Here is a 16,915-nt window from a genome sequence, read left to right on the forward strand (position 1 = left end):
AACTTCCTGAAACAGCCAAAATCAATTCTGCAATTGAACCGGCACTGTCATTAGCCAGCTTATCGCTGCCTTTCCTTGTAGTAGTTGGCAGCCGACACAAGCGCCTCATCGACGCTGACCGGCGGAGTCCAGCCTAGCAATTCCCGAGTTTTGCTTATATCGACTTGCAACGAGCCGCACAGTCGTTGCGACAAAGCCTGCTTGCCCAGAAGCTGCGCACCCCGCTCAAGCAACACGCTCGGCACAGGCAACAAGCGCGCAGGTTTACCCAATGCCTTTGCCATCCGCGTCAACAATTGTGTCGTGGACAAATCCTCCCCATCACTGACAAGGAAGGTCTGATTGGCGGCGGCCGGATGACGGATGCAGGTCACGATCAAATCAGAAAGATTTTCGAGCGCGACCAGGCTGCGCCGGTTATGGATAGCCCCGAATGGCAAGGGTATTCCCTTGTCCAGCCAACGCATCATGTTCAGAAAGTTGGCTCCCACGCCCGGGCCGTAAACCAACACCGGACGGATGATCACCACTTCCATCCCGGAGACGCTAGCAATTTCGCGCAGCCCCTGCTCGGCCTCCATTTTCGAAATGCCATACGGATCGCCAGGCGCGGGTGTCGCGTCGGCAAAGTAAGGCTGATTGAGCGGCGTACCTTCGCCATTCACCTTGATCGAACTGATGAACACGAAGCGACGAACACCCGACGCGGCTGCTTGCCGAGCGAGGCTTAGCGTACCCTCGACGTTTACCTTGCGAAACGCCTCCAGCGGATCGGACTCAGTGTCATTCATGACGTGAACGCGAGCCGCGCCATGAATGACAACCTCCACTTGATCCAGCGCCTGCGACCAATCGGTATCAGCATTGAGCCCGGCGGTTCGAACGGTAGTAACGCGCGACGGACAGTCAGACAAGGCGTGTCCACGAATGGCAGCCACCGGTTCCAGGTCTTCAGAGGCCGCCAAACGACCCAATACTGCACGACCAATGAAACCAGTAGCACCTGTCAATAAAACACGCATTTTTCAAACCTCGACGACGCTCAGGATTTCGACCAGACAGTACGATTGATGTAGTCGGTGTAACTCAAGACGACCCGAACTACCTGCTTCGACACAGGACCTGCCTGGTAATCCCTTACGACCGGGATAACACGCTGCGCACGATCATGCTGGCTGGTTACCACACGTACGGCATCCAGTACGCCCTCCACTTTCAGGCCGCTCATGATGAGGGTGCCCTCATCCATCCCTTCCGGACGTTCGTGGGCATTACGAATAGTAATGGCAGGCAGGTTCAGCAGAGAGGCTTCCTCAGTGATGGTGCCGCTGTCGGACAGCACGCAAAACGCCGACATTTGCAACTTGATGTAGTCGAGCAGCCCGAATGGCTTCGAGAAACGAATCAGAGGGTGATCCAGCGACTCACCAATCGCTTCCAGACGTTTGCGGGTACGTGGATGCGTGGAAACGATAATGGGGTACTGGTACTTGTCGGCCAGGGCTCGCAGCGTTTTAAGCAAGTCGCGAAGGTTCTCCGGCGTATCGACGTTTTCCTCACGGTGCGCGCTGATGATGAAGAACTTGTCCTGCTCCAGGCCTTCTCGCGCCAGTACGTCGGAAGTGAGGATTTTCGGCATGTAATAGTCGAGTACCTCCTCCATGTGCGATCCGGTCTTGATGATGGTTTCAGGACGAATCCCTTCAGCGATCAGGTAACGCCGTGCATGCTCGGTCAGGACCATATTGATATCACTGAGGTGGTCGAGCACCTTGCGATTCAATTCTTCAGGGACGCGTTGATCAAAACAGCGGTTGCCGGCTTCCATGTGGAACACCGGAATCTTGCGGCGCTTGGCGGCAATGACGGCCAGACAGGTATTGGTATCGCCGTAAAGCAGAAGCGCGTCGGGCTTTTCAGCCTCAAATACTTCATCCGCCTTTGAGATGACCTCTGCGATGGTTTTCGCGGCGGTATCGCCAGCGGCACCCAGGAAGTAATCAGGTTTACGAATTTCCAGGTCATCAAAAAAGACCTGATTCAATTCGAAGTCATAGTTTTGGCCCGAGTGAACCAACACATGATTAACCTGCTTATCAAGCTCGGCAATGACGCGGCTCATCTTGATAAGTTCTGGTCGCGTACCAACCAGTGTCATGACCTTAAGCATCAAGTTGCTCCTGAATGTAATCCAGATTCAAAAGAACTTTCTTCACGCCTTCCACATCAAGGCGCTCTGTATTGTGGGAGGTGTAGTCGTCGAGATCGGAAATTTCTTGTTCGCCTTCAACAAAAAACTTCTTGTAGTTAAGGTCGCGATTGTCCGAAGGAATACGGTAGTAGCGCCCCATGTCTTCGGCCTTGGCCATTTCTTCACGGGAGATGAGCGACTCGTAAAGTTTTTCGCCGTGGCGAGTACCAATGACCTTGACGGCATTGTCGCGAGCAAACAGCTCCTTGAGCGCTTGCGCCAGATCCGCCACTGTCGAGGCAGGTGCTTTCTGGACGAAAATATCACCTTGCTCGGCATGCTCGAACGCGTGTAGAACCAGGTCAACAGAATCCTCGAGCGACATCAGGAACCGTGTCATGTGTGGGTCGGTGACAGTCAGCGCTTCGCCGCTCTGCAACTGATTGATGAACAACGGGATCACCGAACCGCGCGACGCCATGACGTTTCCGTAGCGGGTTGCGCAGATCACCGGGCCTTTCGCCGGAATCATCCGCGACTTGGCAACCATCAGCTTCTCAGCCATGGCTTTGGAAATACCCATCGCATTGATCGGATAAACAGCCTTGTCGGTACTGAGCACAACAACCCGTTGCACACCCGAAGCGATGGCCGCATTGAGTACGTTTTCGGTACCCATGACGTTGGTACGCACGGCTTCCATCGGGTAAAACTCGCAGGAAGGCACCTGCTTCAGGGCTGCGGCGTGGAAAATATAATCCACCCCTACCATAGCCTGATCAAGGCTGTCGCGATCACGTACGTCGCCGATATAGAACTTTACTTTGTCGTTCGACAAGGCAATGCGCATATCTTCCTGTTTTTTCTCGTCACGGCTGAATACGCGAATTTCTTTTACATCGGTATCCAGGAAACGCTTCAATACAGTGTGGCCGAACGAGCCAGTCCCACCGGTAATCATCAAAATTTTATTATCAAACATAGCTACCTCCCGAACCTTACTAAATTTAGCAATCAGCGCTGCGCATGCATTGACTTGATTAATTCCAACCACGACGGCGGGACATAGCCCGTCGCCGCCTGAAATTTTGAAGAGTCCAGTGAACGATCTATAGAAAGATTGTCATCTGCAATGATTTCTATCTCCTTATTATAAACCTTGGCTACCAATTGAAGCAGCGACAGCTTATCAATTGGATCGACTGAAACATGGTATAATCCTTTAAGCTCTGAGTTTGGAATTACAAAATCGCGAATAACGCGTGCAAGTTCCACAGTTGGGAGCCCGGAAAAAATAGCCTTCTCATAACCCTTGACTGTACCGGTCTGCGAAAGAAACCAATCAACAAGTGAATATTGGCTACCCAGTTCATGGCCAATAATTGAAGTTCGGAGAGTTACCGCGTTGGCAGCGGAATGCAGCTCGCCAATATATTTCGACTTTCCGTAAAGATCTTCGGCATCGGAGATATCATTTTCCGTATACAAGCCTTTGCGGCCGGAAAAAACACAATCTGTACTAATGTGGATCATTCGAGCGCCAGATAGCGCGCATAACTTCGCAATGCGATGTGGCAACATCGCGTTGATTGGAAGGGCAGAAAGCGGGTCTTTTGCATCGGCCAATTGCTTGATCAACCCAACGCAGTTAATCACAACATCCGGTTTCACTTGCGTCAGAACAGCGACAAGCGAATCCTGGTCAAGTACATCCACGTTACTGATTAACGAACCTTTGGCGCCTTCAGAAAAGTGCTTTGCACCTCCCGGATTGCGTAAGGTGCCCCACACCTCGTGGTTTGGATCACCGTTGAACAGCCGAAATACTGCGCTGCCCAGCATTCCGGTAACCCCTAGAACGAGAACTTTCATTTCAAATACCCTTCAATTCGTTGATCCTTTTCCCGAGAATTTCGACCAGACGCTGGCTCTGCCGGCCCATTTCGAAATGCTCAAGGTAGTATTCCCGCCCTGATCGTCCCATGCGTTCGCGCTCATGCAAACCCATATGGAAGAGTTGTTCTATACGATTAGCCAAACCTTCAGAGTCCTGCGCGGGGCTGGTAAAACCGGCCTTGGCCTCCTCGATGATTCTGGCACCCTCGCCATCCAGGGCAGCTATGATCGGCCGCCCCGCCGCCAGGTAAGCCTGGACTTTACTGGGAATGGTATAGGAGAACGCCTCATCGTGCTTCAGCGTCACCAATAAACCTTCAGCGCGACTGAAAAAATGTGGCATTTCGCTAGCTGGAAAACGACCAGCCAGGACAAGATTGTCCAATTTTTTCGATTGCTTTTGACTTTCGATCCAGCCGTACATACTACCACTACCTACCAACACGATCCTCAGTCCTTCGAGATGCCTTAGTTTATCCGCCACCTCAACGATTGTTTCGACTGACTGGGCCACCCCTAAATTTCCTGCAAAGACGAGGCAAAAGTGCTCATCAAGTTCAGCAAGCAATTCCTGAGGGACCCGAGTTTCCTGTAGATCGGAGGATAGCTCCTGATATGAGTTCGGATAATAGATAATCTTTTCTGAACTAGCGTACTTTCCTACAGGAGCCCGAAACGCCTGCGACTGAACGAGCAGAGTGTCGACAAAGGAATAAATGCCTTTGACCATATACCCAACAAGTCGCAACGCAAACTTATTTTTGACAAACCCAGTGGCGCTTAAACTTTCAGGCCACAGGTCTTGTACCCAAACAGCCAAATGACTCTTAAGCCTCCACTTCAGATATATCGCAGGAATGACCGTTGTTATGGGTGATGGCGCAAATACAAAGATCGCATCAAAACACTTTCCTTTCACCGCCCGAGGGTAAAACTTAAGGCCATTACAAACAAAAGATAAATAGTTTAGGAACAAATTTTTTGCCCCTGAACCCCCGCGAGCGCGAAGCGGCGCACGGCATACCGTCACATTAGAAGACGCAAAGCGCTGCTCAACATACCCAGCAGCGCAATAACCATCAAAAATCACGCCCTCAGGATAATTGGGTTTGCCAGTTAAAACTTGAACAGCGTGCCCCTGAGCAGCCAAATTTTCAACTAAGTCGTTGATAATAAAAGATTCTGGCCAAAAATACTGAGAGACCACGAGTATTTTCATCTATTACTTACCCTCTCCGGAGCGTGGCTTTAGAGATAATAATTCACGCCAAGTCTTTTTGCAGGTGTCTGCCCAGTCAAATTTTTCGCTTTGCTTAATCGCCGCAACCGACAAATCACTCAGAATATCAGGGCTACATAGCGCCTTGGACATAACACTAGAGATATTCTCCGGATCAAATGGAGAGAAATAAAGAGCTGCTTCTGCACCAAATTCCGGCATAGGCATAACGTCCGAACATATCATCGGCCGACCTGAAGCAAGTGCCTCTAAAAGAATGTTCGGACAATTCTCGCAAGATGAGGCAAACAGATTAAGATAAGCGTGATGGTACAATGAAGGCAGGCCCTGGTAAGGAATGGCTCCCAATAGAATTACTTGCCCATCTAGGCCAAGATCTTTAATCAGCGTTTTCACACGCTCCGTTTCGGGCAGATTAGTCTCGCCAACAAGAATTAACGAAAAACGATCGCGTAACTCTTTCGAAAGCTTCCCATATGCACTAACAACCTCAAAATGATGCTTGTACACATCAAACCTTGAGACATACAAAATATATTCATTTGTAGAAATGTAATCAGGACGAGGAACCGCCTTACCATGAGTTCTAAACACCGAGCCAATTCCGTGAGGAATTGTAACCGCATTTTTTACTTTAGTAAGAGACTCGATTACACCCCTGGCATAATCAGAAATGAAAATCGTCAAATCAGCATTAGACATGCTCTTCAACATAGCTCTATTGAGGAGCCATACACGGAGTCTCTGAGCCCCCCATGGAATACTCTGTTGCACACGGGAGTCAAAAGGAATCATGTTCCTAAACATCGTAGCTACTTTGCACCCCTTCGGAGGAACAGTAGACACTACGCCACCAGGGCAGAATAGAACATCCGCTTTTTCCGATTTTAATACCCCAGGAAGTATCAGTTTTTCCCAAAACATTCGAAAAATAGGATTGTCGGTGGGCCAGGCAGTTTCTATACGCCGAATGCTTGGATGAGCAGGAAGATCAAGGTCCTTTGGTGCAAATACCAAAACTTCTAGCCCAGCACAATCTGGCATGTGCGCGAAAAGATTAAGCAGGTAAGTCCGCCCCCCACCCAAACGAGCAGAGAATGCATTAACAATAATTTTCATATCTATTTATTTACCCAACATGTGCTGAAGACTGTTTTTCAAGCCAGGCCTGAAACATCAGAATATTCCACAAATGAAGACTCCTATCATAAGTCTGTTCCAGATGCTGGGACCAAATTAGACGTATCTTCTTACTGTCAAAATACCCCTGAGTTTCAAGTTTACGCTCATCCAACAACTCTTCAGCCCATTCCCTTAACTCACCCCGTAGCCATTCTGCTAACGGAACGGAAAAACCCGCCTTAGGCCTCTCAAAGAATGAAGAAGGAACATACTGTTTAAGTACTTCCCTAAGTGGCCACTTGCCGACTCCATTTTTAATCAAGTGATGTGTGGGTAGAGCAAAGGCTAACTCTACTACTCGATGATCAAGAAGCGGTGCACGGGTTTCCAAACTAGCGCTCATGGCTGCCCGGTCAACTTTTACAAGTAAATCATCAGGCAAATATTGACCAAAATCCCAACGTCTCATCTCTTCTATGGAGTCGGCGCCCTCCGCCCATGGAGACATGTCTTCCATAGAGCAATCAACTCCCAGAACCAGGTTATCCACACGCTGCCACTGAGACATTAAGCCAGTATACATATCGGCTAACCGCTCAGAAGTCAACAGCTCAGACATTCTGTAAATACGCCGGCCATTAACTTTCTTACGAACTTCGGCTGGAAAAAAAGAACACACACCATCCCAGCTCTTTGAGGAAAGCGCCCTCAGTGAGTGAGCAGCCAGTCGGCGCAATGGCAAGGGCATCAACTCCATACGACGCCACAATTCAGACGTAACCTTATATCTTGGATATCCCGCAAAAAGTTCGTCACCACCATCACCGGACAATGCCACAGTGACGTGCTCTTTGGTTAACCTAGAAACAAGTACCGTCGGGATCTGTGACGAATCGGCAAACGGCTCATCATAGATCGCCGGCAAATCAGGAATTACTTTAAGTGCATCTTTTGCGCCTACATATAACTCAGTGTGATCCGTTCCAAGGTGATTTGAGATAGCCCTTGCATAAGGGGCTTCGTCGAAACTCTTTTCCTCAAATCCGATGGTATACGTCTTTATTTTATTAATGCTTTGAGCCTGCATCAATGAGACGACCAAACTGGAGTCGACCCCCCCCGAAAGAAAAGCTCCAATAGGTACATCAGACACCATTTGGCACTTAATTGCCCCCAACAATGTCTCGTTGGTAAGTTTTACAACGCTCTCTTCGGATGCTGTAGTTAACTGGCGAGCAAGCTGCTGCTCCGCACTATCAATCTTCCAATATGAGCGAGGAGTTGCCATCTCGGAAGAGGATTGAACTGATATATAATATCCAGGCTTAAGCTTACTAATACCAGCATAGATAGATTTTGGAGCAGGCACATATCCAAACCTGACAAACTGAGAAAGTGCAGACCGATCAATTTCCAATTCATCTTTAAACACAGAATGAATTGCCTTTAGCTCGGAAGCAAATACAAACTTATCGCCAACGCATCCATAATATAATGGTTTTTCACCAACTCGATCTCGCGCCAAAACTATAGATTGCTGATCGTTATCCCATAAGGCAAAGGCGAACATACCAACCAAGCGCTGCAGCGTTAACTCCAGCCCCCAGCACTCGACAGCTGCTAACAATACTTCAGTATCTGAGCCACCCTTCCACGCAACAGAAAAACCTGACTCAACAAGCTCTGCTTTAATTTCTAAAAAATTGTATATCTCACCATTGTAAGAAATGGTATATCTCCCACTAGGAGAGACCATCGGTTGATGACCGAGTGGAGAGAGATCCAAAATAGCTAGACGTCGATGTCCGAACGCGACACCATGACGACTATCTTCCCACACTCCAAAGTCGTCTGGCCCGCGGTGAAAAATTGGAGAGATCATTTTTTCAGCTATTTTACTAACACTGCATCCTGAAACCCAAGTTGCAATACCGGCAATCCCACACATAAGAAGCACCAATCCGTAAAGTCCAGTTCAACCTTAAGTTAAACAATCCAAGACGTTTATAATACTACATCAAATAGGGAAGCATCCATTCAAAGCCAAAAGACTGGCATTTTGGTCGATCAGCAGTCATCTATAGCGCAGAATCAGGCTTGGTCCGGATGCTCCCCACCCTGGAACGCATGATCGTACCAAAGTCAGAAATCACAAACTGTTCTCAGCCCGCTAGGGAGCCAACGAGGGGGTGCCAATCTGAGGAGTCTTTCTCATCACAAAAAACAGCATCAATATAGGTGAGATATTTATAAGGTATCTATAATCTACAATCGGAGAAATTGAATAAATCAGAAAGAACGAACAAATAACAACGGAAGCAAAAAACTGTTCACCCTTTTTCAAAAATGTCCAAGGCAAATAAACCGCGCTACAAAATCGATAGCCCAACACGACAATCACGAACACCAAATACAACCTCGAAAGATAGACACCCCATCCTAATAGCGAGTCATCCAGATTCGCACTACGATACAAATCATAAACATATTGAATTGGCTTTAGAACATTTAGCAAAAAAGAACCAATATAATACTGATTATTTAGCAGCGAAATCCAGGAGGCAACCCCTCCTTCGGAATAATAACTATGTGAGAGAAGCGCCTCGCTACTTTCTAGATACAGAGCAACGACCGAGCATATGAAATACAAAAAGAAGACCTTGAGACCTATTTTTGACTTACTCTTGTGTGCATTCAAAGCACCCACCAAAAACAAAGAAAAAGCCAACACCAAAAAAAACTGCATTCGAATTGGACAAAGTAGCAACAACAGAAACAAATCCGATTTCTTTCTAAGCACCAAAAAAGACAAAAGAACTACGTAAAACAGCACACCAAAACTATCTTTATTGATCAGTATTGAAAACTGCAGTATCGCAAGTAACCCCAACCAATAAAAAACCGGTAAAAACCTTTTGGTCACATCAAAACAAAGCAATTCAGTTCGCCAATAAGCGTACGTGAGGATAGAAATATTAAGAAAAAAGGAAGCTGATACTAAGTCAGACACCCCTAGATTAAAAAAAACCGAATAAATAAAACTTACAATATAATTATTTAACGACGAAACATCCGGCACCAAATCGAACCCCGTTACAACACCTGCATAAAACATATGATCAGGTATATTTAAATAAGAACTATCGGGAGTAAAATAATAATAAAAATCAAAATAGAATACAGCTTGAAAAAAAGCCAAAATGCAAAAAAAAATAAATACCCTGGCCAAAAAAAACAGCGAATTATTATTCATATACCCAGATAACTCTCGACTGCCCCATCATTGAAATTTCACTGGCATAACAGACGCCAATATAGCCAAAAACATTCACTCAGTTACAAACTACAAACATCTAATACAACCCAAATTTTTAATAAAAATACAACCCACAACCGTCATTTTCGAACCTGTATAAAAAACACATCCAACAATGTGCCCCGCAATCACCGGGGCGCGCCCTCAATGTTTTCAAGGTATCTTCTAGAAACGTCCTCGATACCAAAGTCACTCAAAATTGAGTTAATCGTATCAATTGAAATTTTTCCATTACCCTTGTATCTTTCAATAAATCTTTTAAGATCCACAAACTCATTTGAAAAATTTTCATCAATAATAATCGCGCCTCCTTCAGCTGCATAAAGATTGAGCAACCTGGAAACGTCTTTGTTCTTTTGAGCAATGTCTATAATAGGCTTGCCAGTCGCTATATATTCAACAATTTTACTCGGAATCATTGAGCAGTTCGTATTTTCTATATTTACTAGAAAATCGGCACCCCCAATTACTTCATTAACACGCTCACGATCTAATGGACCGTGCCAGTTTATAATGGGACTACAAATTGACGCGACATCTACGCCATTGCTTGCTCCGTAAATATCAAAGACAATAGGCTGATCGTTTTTCAGGTGTAAAAAACCTGCTAGCCTCTCTATAACATCCGAAGCCCAGAAAGGTTCTCTGATGCCCACATGAAAATTACCGATAAACACCAACCTGATTACTGCAGGATCACTTATCTCGCTAATCTCATCATAAATTTTTTCCACATTAGCCATGTGCGGAATTAAATGGGCATTATCCATCGCCCCAAAAACTGAGAAATAATCATCAACAGTGCTCTGACTTGTGAAGCAAACCTTGCTTGCCCGACTAAGCACTAACGACTCCGCCCACCTGTTCAGCGCCCCATACAATGAAATATTATTATTTGGCATTGAAATAGACGTCGAAAATGGATCGCCATAATCAGCTATCCAATACGAGCTGCTCGTGACCATCTTTTTAAATAACATTACCGCTAGATGAGCAGTAAACGTAGGAGAATAACTTACAATCAAATCGTACTTAGTTGCCCTTCGCTTAAACAACTCTGCGGACACAGAAAAGAACCAGTGCCAAAGACCATCCGGCCAATAAAACTTCCTATAAACCAATCTTAAATTTTGTTTTAATGTAGCAACCATTTCTTTACGAGAGCTTACATTTTCCGAGCCAATGCTTTTCTTGGCCTGCATTTTTATTGCACGAAAAAAACCGACCCTTGTAACTTGTATATTCTTGCCGCACTCCGAGTCTTCAACATTGCCTACCTTTGAGCAAATCACATCAACCTGGAACCCTTTTTCAGCCCAATGCTCTGAAAGCTGAGTCCAACGATAGGCGTGCGCGTCGACCATAGGATGGTAATAATAGTTAACCAGCAGTACTTTCAAGCGTTTTCTCCTTGCTCGCATTCCATATCATCAACAACGCAATGACCAGATAGCCCGCGGCCATACTTAGTAGCGGCCCCAACTCCACGCTGACCCAGTTGAACATGGGAGTAAATGCAATCATTACCATAAAACCTACAAATACGCCTTTTAGCATTACCCTATAGCTATTAAAGGCAAGTAACTGATTTACTGCAACCGTGGAAATCAGGGAAATAGCAGAGCACATAGAGAGAATAACGAATGCCGTTTGCAAACCAGGATATTTTCCACCATCAATATACGGTATAGCCCACCAAATAAAACCGATTGCAACAAACAAGCACAGTAGAGCCAAAGGCAATACTTTGTAAAATGAATCAATCTGAGCCTTGATCACATCCTTTCTATTGCAAAACCTGGCTATTACTACTGTATTTACCGCCATTATCGCCATTGAAAAGATAGCTTGATACCTCATGGCAGCACCATATGTCGATATCAAATATTCGTTACGCATCACTGTTGCAATAATAAAAGGATAATATGGAATTGCACCTCCAATAATAGAGTACAGCACTACATCGCCTCTAGTGAGGAAATATTTAGCAGAAGAGACAAACTGCGCACCATAAAACCTTATTGAACTTGCCTTTATTGTAGCTTCACCGGAAATGAAATACAGAAGTGCATTTGCAAAAATCGCCAATAGTGCGTATGTAGCCAGCGCGAAAAACTCGTTTGTTATGTAAGGGACAGATTCAAACACAGAAAACTTCAAATACAGCAATACAAGCCAAGTAGCGTTTCTCAACATATCAACGAAGGAGTATATAAAAAAACGTTCCTCCTTTTGCTGTCTAACCCGCTGAATCTGATATTTAGTGCATAAGTAAGTCAGAACAAGCGTGAATACAGCAGCGCGCATGTCCGCGTGTAAATAAATATAACCAGACACAGCAACACCAAACACTACTATCAAGAAAAAGCTCCCCCCCCCCCCTTGCTTTTGATAATTAGAGTGGTCAGATATGTATAGTCTTTCTACAATTCCACCAATGATCTGATAAGTCATCATGCTCGCTGTGAACACTACACTAAACTGCGCGAACTCACTTATTGACAAATACTTGATCAGAACTAACGAAGCGAACGCAAGGAAAGCTTTCGAAATTCCATCAATAACAAAAAGAACCAACATTGGATTCATAAAGCTTTAGAACTCTGGTTGATATACCATGGCATTGTTCGCGCTATACCATCTTTAATACTGAACTTTGGAAAATATCCAAGCGCTTGGTTAGCCTTTGAAATATCAGCCAATGAATGCCGAACATCTCCACCACGAAAATCCTGATAAACGGGGGATAGATTGTAAGTACGCCCTTGCTCTAACAACGATTGAGTCAAGTAAACAAACAGTTGATTAAGCGTCGTACGCTCACCAAACGCAACATTGTAAATGTTGTTTTTCGCGGTTTCATCGGCTGTTGCTGCAAGTAAGTTTGCTTGGACAGCGTTCTCAACAAAACAGAAATCACGACTCGTTTCACCGTCACCATTGATCGATATATTACCTCCGGCAATCATCGATGCGGACCACTTCGGAATCACAGCAGCATATGCACCATTTGGATCCTGGCGTTTACCAAAGACGTTAAAGTAGCGCAACCCTATCGCATTAAAGCCATAGGTTCTTGAAAACACCTCAGCATATAGTTCGTTAACATACTTTGTAACCGCATACGGCGAGAGAGGCTTGCCGATAACGTCCTCAACCTTGGGAAGACCCGGGTGATCACCGTAAGTAGAACTCGACGCTGCATAAGTAAAGCTCTTAACTTCTGCATCTCTCGCCGCAACTAACATATTAAGAAACCCATCAATGTTAGTACTATTGGTTGCGATTGGGTCATTTATAGAGCGCGGCACAGATCCCAAAGCCGCTTGATGTAGCACATAATCAATAGGTACCGAATCACCTTCGCCTGGAGAACAGAACGTCATGGCTTTTTTGCAATCAGCCAAGCTCCGAATGTCTCCTTCGATAAAAACAAATCTTTCCCATTGATCATTATTAACTGCTGCTCTTACTTCATCGAGATTGCGCTGATGACCTGTGGCGAAATTATCAAGCCCTACCACTCGCTGATTGAGAAGAAGAAGTGTTTCTAGTAAGTTTGAGCCAATAAAACCGGCAACGCCAGTAACTAGCCAAGTTTTCGGAGTTTGACGTAGCTCAATTAACAGTCGATCGTAGCGGCTCATCTATTTTCTCTTCTCAAAATATCAAAAATTCTTGTAGCTGCTTAGCCTTTGAAGAGGCGCCACAGCTACACTTTTTATCATCAAAGGCGCAAGTCAGATTGCTCTGGTGCTAGAAGATATTTAAGATCATACAAAATGTGTTCTATTTTTCCAAAGCGGCGAATACTTTCTGGGCCTAACGCTGCGAACTCCTTATGGGCAACAGCTAGAATAATTCCATCGTAGGCTCCAATGGACGGCTCGGTTACTGGAGTAATGTTATATTCATGCTGCGCCTCCGAAGCATTAACCCAAGGGTCAAAAACATCTACGCTTATATTGTATTCCGCCAACTCTTTGACAATATCAATTATTTTAGTATTTCGAAGGTCCGGGCAATTTTCTTTAAAAGTCAAGCCCATCACCAGAACACGAGCACCATCGACATGTATACGGCGCTTTACCATGGCTTTTACTAGCTGAGAAACTACGTAAGCTCCCATGCTATCGTTCAGGCGTCGTCCAGCCAAAATAATCTCGGGATGATAACCCAACGACTGGGCCTTATGAGTTAAATAGTAGGGATCAACACCGATACAGTGCCCCCCCACTAATCCTGGGCGGAAAGGCAAAAAGTTCCACTTTGTACCAGCCGCTTCCAAAACAGCTTGCGTGTCGATTCCCATCTTATTAAATATAAGTGCCAGCTCATTTATAAGAGCGATATTAAGATCACGCTGGGTATTTTCTATTACCTTAGCTGCCTCGGCAACTTTTATGCTGCTGGCTTTATGTGTACCCGCGACAATAATCTGATTATAAAGTTCATCAACAAGATCAGCAACTTCAGAAGTCGATCCTGAAGTAACCTTCTTTATAGTAGTTACCCGATGTTCTTTGTCACCCGGATTGATTCGTTCAGGACTATATCCAGCGTAAAAATCGACATTAAACTGCAATCCCGACACGCGCTCCAGCACCGGAACACAATCCTCTTCTGTCGCACCGGGGTACACCGTAGACTCATAGATTACGATGTCTCCCTTCTTAAGAACTTTCCCGATGGTTTCTGATGCCTTGATCAGAGGTGTAAGATCCGGCTGATTATATTTATCAATCGGAGTTGGCACAGTAACGATGTAGGTATTGCAGGAGTTCAGCTCATCTAAACTACAAGTATATTCCAACTGTGTTGCTTGCAATAACTCAATGTCACTCACTTCAAGTGTAGAGTCATGGCCCGACCGGAGAGCACTAATGCGCGATTGATTTATGTCAAATCCAACTACAGATCGATGCTTACCAAACTCTACAGCGAGAGGCAGACCTACATAACCGAGGCCAATGATAGCTAGTTTAATGTCTTCAAGTTGGCGCATATTAAAAGCCTAATTTATCGAATAAATTATGTCTTGTTGAAACCGAAAGTCACCACCCTTAGGGCAGCCCACGGATGACATTCGGAGCACTTAATAAAGTATCGAGATTCAGAGTCCCGCTAACGATTTTACGTTGATTACATTTTTCTCGTGCAGGCAGAATCAGAAATTGAATACCCTCCAGTTTTCGGAAAAGAGGATTTCCTTTAGCCACCGTTCCCTGAAGACGCTTACCAGTCTTTAAGTACGCGTCAGCTTGTCCGTTGAAGACTGACTTGACAACGCTATAGATGACTCCAAGATCTATTATTTTCATTCCTGACTGCGCCCGGAAATTAATTTTCTCTCGATACGGTCACGATCGGAAAAGCTCCTCCATTCGCTTCCTTCGGACCAGTAAAAGAAGATGAGAGGAACTGTCCGTAGTCTTGAGCAATCAGCAGGCGTGTGTGCTTCCGAAATATGGGGCTGATGCACTATATTAGCCATTCCAACCTACATCGCATATCCCCCCCCCTACGTCAAACAATATCTCCGTGTGATCACCGGTTCCAGACAGATGAAGCCTGCCGCCAACCAATAGAGCCCTCAGCGACCAATTATACGACTATTCGAGAAAGCTCCGTTACTCCAAATCATGTCCGAGAGCCATCATTTTTGCTTGGGGCTGCGCCATAGCCTGGGATGTTAAGAGCTACCACTGACCATTGACAGTCGACGCGATGCTACGCCCCTCAAGCAAAAAACGAAGCACATTGGGGTCACACCCAATATTGGCAAAAAAAAACTGAGGCGCCTCGAATGAAAACACAAAATGAAAGACTTACATCTCATTAAAAAATCTAACATGAATGTATATTTTATCTTGTGATTCAACATCAAATATTCAGCTCATCTATCATCACCTTGATGAAATAACAGAGATAGAAGAAAAAATCAGAAGCCCAATTGGCAGCACGACAAAATCCGATATCAGGCAAGCTTACCTAGTTTGCTTGATCAATTTCACGATGCCCTGATTTGTTTCTTAAGATAAATACTCTTACAAATGCACAGATCAACCCGACGGCCACGCCAAGTAAAATACCCAGGACATAGATAATAATTTTCTTAGGCTTTATCGGAGAGTCAGGTTGTTTGATTTCCCCATCCTCTCGATACACGGCGACGTCCTCGGCGCGAATGTTCAAATTTTTAAGTAAAGTTGAGTTTGATTCGTACTTACGTAAACTAACAATAAAAGGATCTTCTGTTTTACGTGTTTCCAGATTTTCGATTTCAGCTTTCAGCGCTTTAGTGCCACGCATATAAACTAATTGCCCCTCCATACTTCCCGACATTTCAGCAGACAGGTTTCCGGAAATTATCAACGGCTTTTCTAAATTTATCGCTTCAGCAATTCTCAATGCCTCTCGCAGCTGAATAATCGCATCTTCACGAGATTTACGCGCCCGATCTCGATACATTGCTATTTTTTGATCGAGGTTACGGGCAATGCCTTCAGCTTGTCGCTGGGCATTTTGGATAACCTCCTGTTTGGCGTTGTCTCCAGCTTCCTTTACATACTTACCAGTCCAGTCTGCTGCCTGCTTTGGATCACTTGCCTGAAAAGCTACAGAGTACCGATCAGCCAATTCCTTTCCAGGAGGTACAATTATGAGCCGAGAGGAAAAATTTGCGTACAGTACGTCTTGAGGTGCGCGCCTTTCGTTTTCACTTAAAGATGGCAAATAAACATCGAAGAAAAAATTTCGCCGAAGCGACTCTGACTGTAAATTCCGCAAAAACACATCATAAATTTCTTTAACACTATAGGGCGCCAAATCATTACTCTTAGTACGACCTATATTAAAATTAACTATTTGGCTTTGCGTTGGGGGTAAAATATAAACCTTAGCTTCGTACACTGGCACGCTAAAATAAGCGTATACTATCGCAACCAATGAAAAAACACCCACGACACCAAGAATCAGCCATCCTTGAGAAAAAATTTGTTGGAGGGTTTCAAAAACATTAATCTCATCGTTGCGGGCATATTGTCTTTGGTTAGCTAGCATAATACCTCAGTACCTTTTTTATATGTTTGCCCAACAAAATCAGCACCACTGACATATTGGTATAACAAATTAACGATCGTATCTTGCA

At 45.1% G+C, this 16,915-nt stretch carries 13 protein-coding genes; all 13 read right to left on the reverse strand.

Annotated elements, in window-relative coordinates:
- Window positions 1-59: 59 nt before the first annotated feature.
- The 13 genes from CGA21_RS14345 to CGA21_RS14405 all read right to left on the reverse strand — a co-directional run bounded on the left by CGA21_RS14345 (window position 60) and on the right by CGA21_RS14405 (window position 16,827).
- Window positions 60-1,022 (reverse strand): UDP-glucose 4-epimerase family protein, encoded by a 963-nt coding sequence (locus CGA21_RS14345; RefSeq protein WP_188264418.1) that lies wholly within the window; start codon window positions 1,020-1,022, stop codon window positions 60-62.
- 20 nt (window positions 1,023-1,042) lie between these two features.
- Window positions 1,043-2,170: a non-hydrolyzing UDP-N-acetylglucosamine 2-epimerase gene (gene wecB / locus CGA21_RS14350; RefSeq protein WP_111281840.1), complete on the reverse strand. Its 1,128-nt coding sequence runs from the start codon at window positions 2,168-2,170 to the stop codon at window positions 1,043-1,045.
- The gene (locus tag CGA21_RS14355) at window positions 2,163-3,173 is read right to left on the reverse strand and encodes a polysaccharide biosynthesis protein (RefSeq protein ID WP_188264419.1); all 1,011 of its coding nucleotides are present in this window, start codon (window positions 3,171-3,173) and stop codon (window positions 2,163-2,165) included. Before CGA21_RS14355 ends, wecB begins: the two co-directional genes overlap by 8 nt.
- Window positions 3,174-3,205: 32 nt before the next feature.
- Window positions 3,206-4,063 (reverse strand): dTDP-4-dehydrorhamnose reductase family protein, encoded by an 858-nt coding sequence (locus CGA21_RS14360; protein ID WP_188264420.1) that lies wholly within the window; start codon window positions 4,061-4,063, stop codon window positions 3,206-3,208.
- 1 nt (window position 4,064) lies between these two features.
- A complete protein-coding gene (locus CGA21_RS14365; protein WP_188264421.1) occupies window positions 4,065-5,306 on the reverse strand; it encodes a glycosyltransferase family 4 protein in 1,242 nt (413 codons plus the stop codon).
- Between the two features lie 3 nt (window positions 5,307-5,309).
- Window positions 5,310-6,446 carry a glycosyltransferase family 4 protein gene (locus CGA21_RS14370; RefSeq protein WP_188264422.1) on the reverse strand — a complete coding sequence of 379 codons (1,137 nt, stop codon included), beginning with the start codon at window positions 6,444-6,446 and terminating at the stop codon, window positions 5,310-5,312.
- Window positions 6,447-6,456: 10 nt separating this feature from the next.
- The gene (gene asnB / locus CGA21_RS14375) at window positions 6,457-8,397 is read right to left on the reverse strand and encodes an asparagine synthase (glutamine-hydrolyzing) (protein WP_188264423.1); all 1,941 of its coding nucleotides are present in this window, start codon (window positions 8,395-8,397) and stop codon (window positions 6,457-6,459) included.
- 222 nt (window positions 8,398-8,619) lie between these two features.
- Complete coding sequence (locus tag CGA21_RS14380) at window positions 8,620-9,702, reverse strand: hypothetical protein (RefSeq protein ID WP_188264424.1); 1,083 nt, start codon at window positions 9,700-9,702, stop codon at window positions 8,620-8,622.
- 191 nt (window positions 9,703-9,893) lie between these two features.
- Complete coding sequence (locus CGA21_RS14385) at window positions 9,894-11,165, reverse strand: glycosyltransferase (RefSeq protein WP_188264425.1); 1,272 nt, start codon at window positions 11,163-11,165, stop codon at window positions 9,894-9,896.
- Entirely contained in the window at window positions 11,146-12,354 is a 1,209-nt protein-coding gene (locus CGA21_RS14390; protein WP_188264426.1) for a hypothetical protein, read from the reverse strand. Before CGA21_RS14390 ends, CGA21_RS14385 begins: the two co-directional genes overlap by 20 nt.
- On the reverse strand, window positions 12,351-13,412 hold the full coding sequence (locus CGA21_RS14395) for an NAD-dependent epimerase/dehydratase family protein (RefSeq protein WP_188264427.1): 1,062 nt from the start codon (window positions 13,410-13,412) through the stop codon (window positions 12,351-12,353). Before CGA21_RS14395 ends, CGA21_RS14390 begins: the two co-directional genes overlap by 4 nt.
- A gap of 80 nt (window positions 13,413-13,492) precedes the next feature.
- Complete coding sequence (gene tviB, locus CGA21_RS14400; protein WP_188264428.1) at window positions 13,493-14,770, reverse strand: Vi polysaccharide biosynthesis UDP-N-acetylglucosamine C-6 dehydrogenase TviB; 1,278 nt, start codon at window positions 14,768-14,770, stop codon at window positions 13,493-13,495.
- A 986-nt stretch (window positions 14,771-15,756) separates the two neighbouring features.
- Window positions 15,757-16,827: an LPS O-antigen chain length determinant protein WzzB gene (locus tag CGA21_RS14405; RefSeq protein ID WP_188264429.1), complete on the reverse strand. Its 1,071-nt coding sequence runs from the start codon at window positions 16,825-16,827 to the stop codon at window positions 15,757-15,759.
- Window positions 16,828-16,915: the final 88 nt, after the last annotated feature.

The organism is Pseudomonas sp. PSB11 (assembly GCF_014596605.1).
GTDB lineage: Bacteria > Pseudomonadota > Gammaproteobacteria > Pseudomonadales > Pseudomonadaceae > Aquipseudomonas > Aquipseudomonas umsongensis.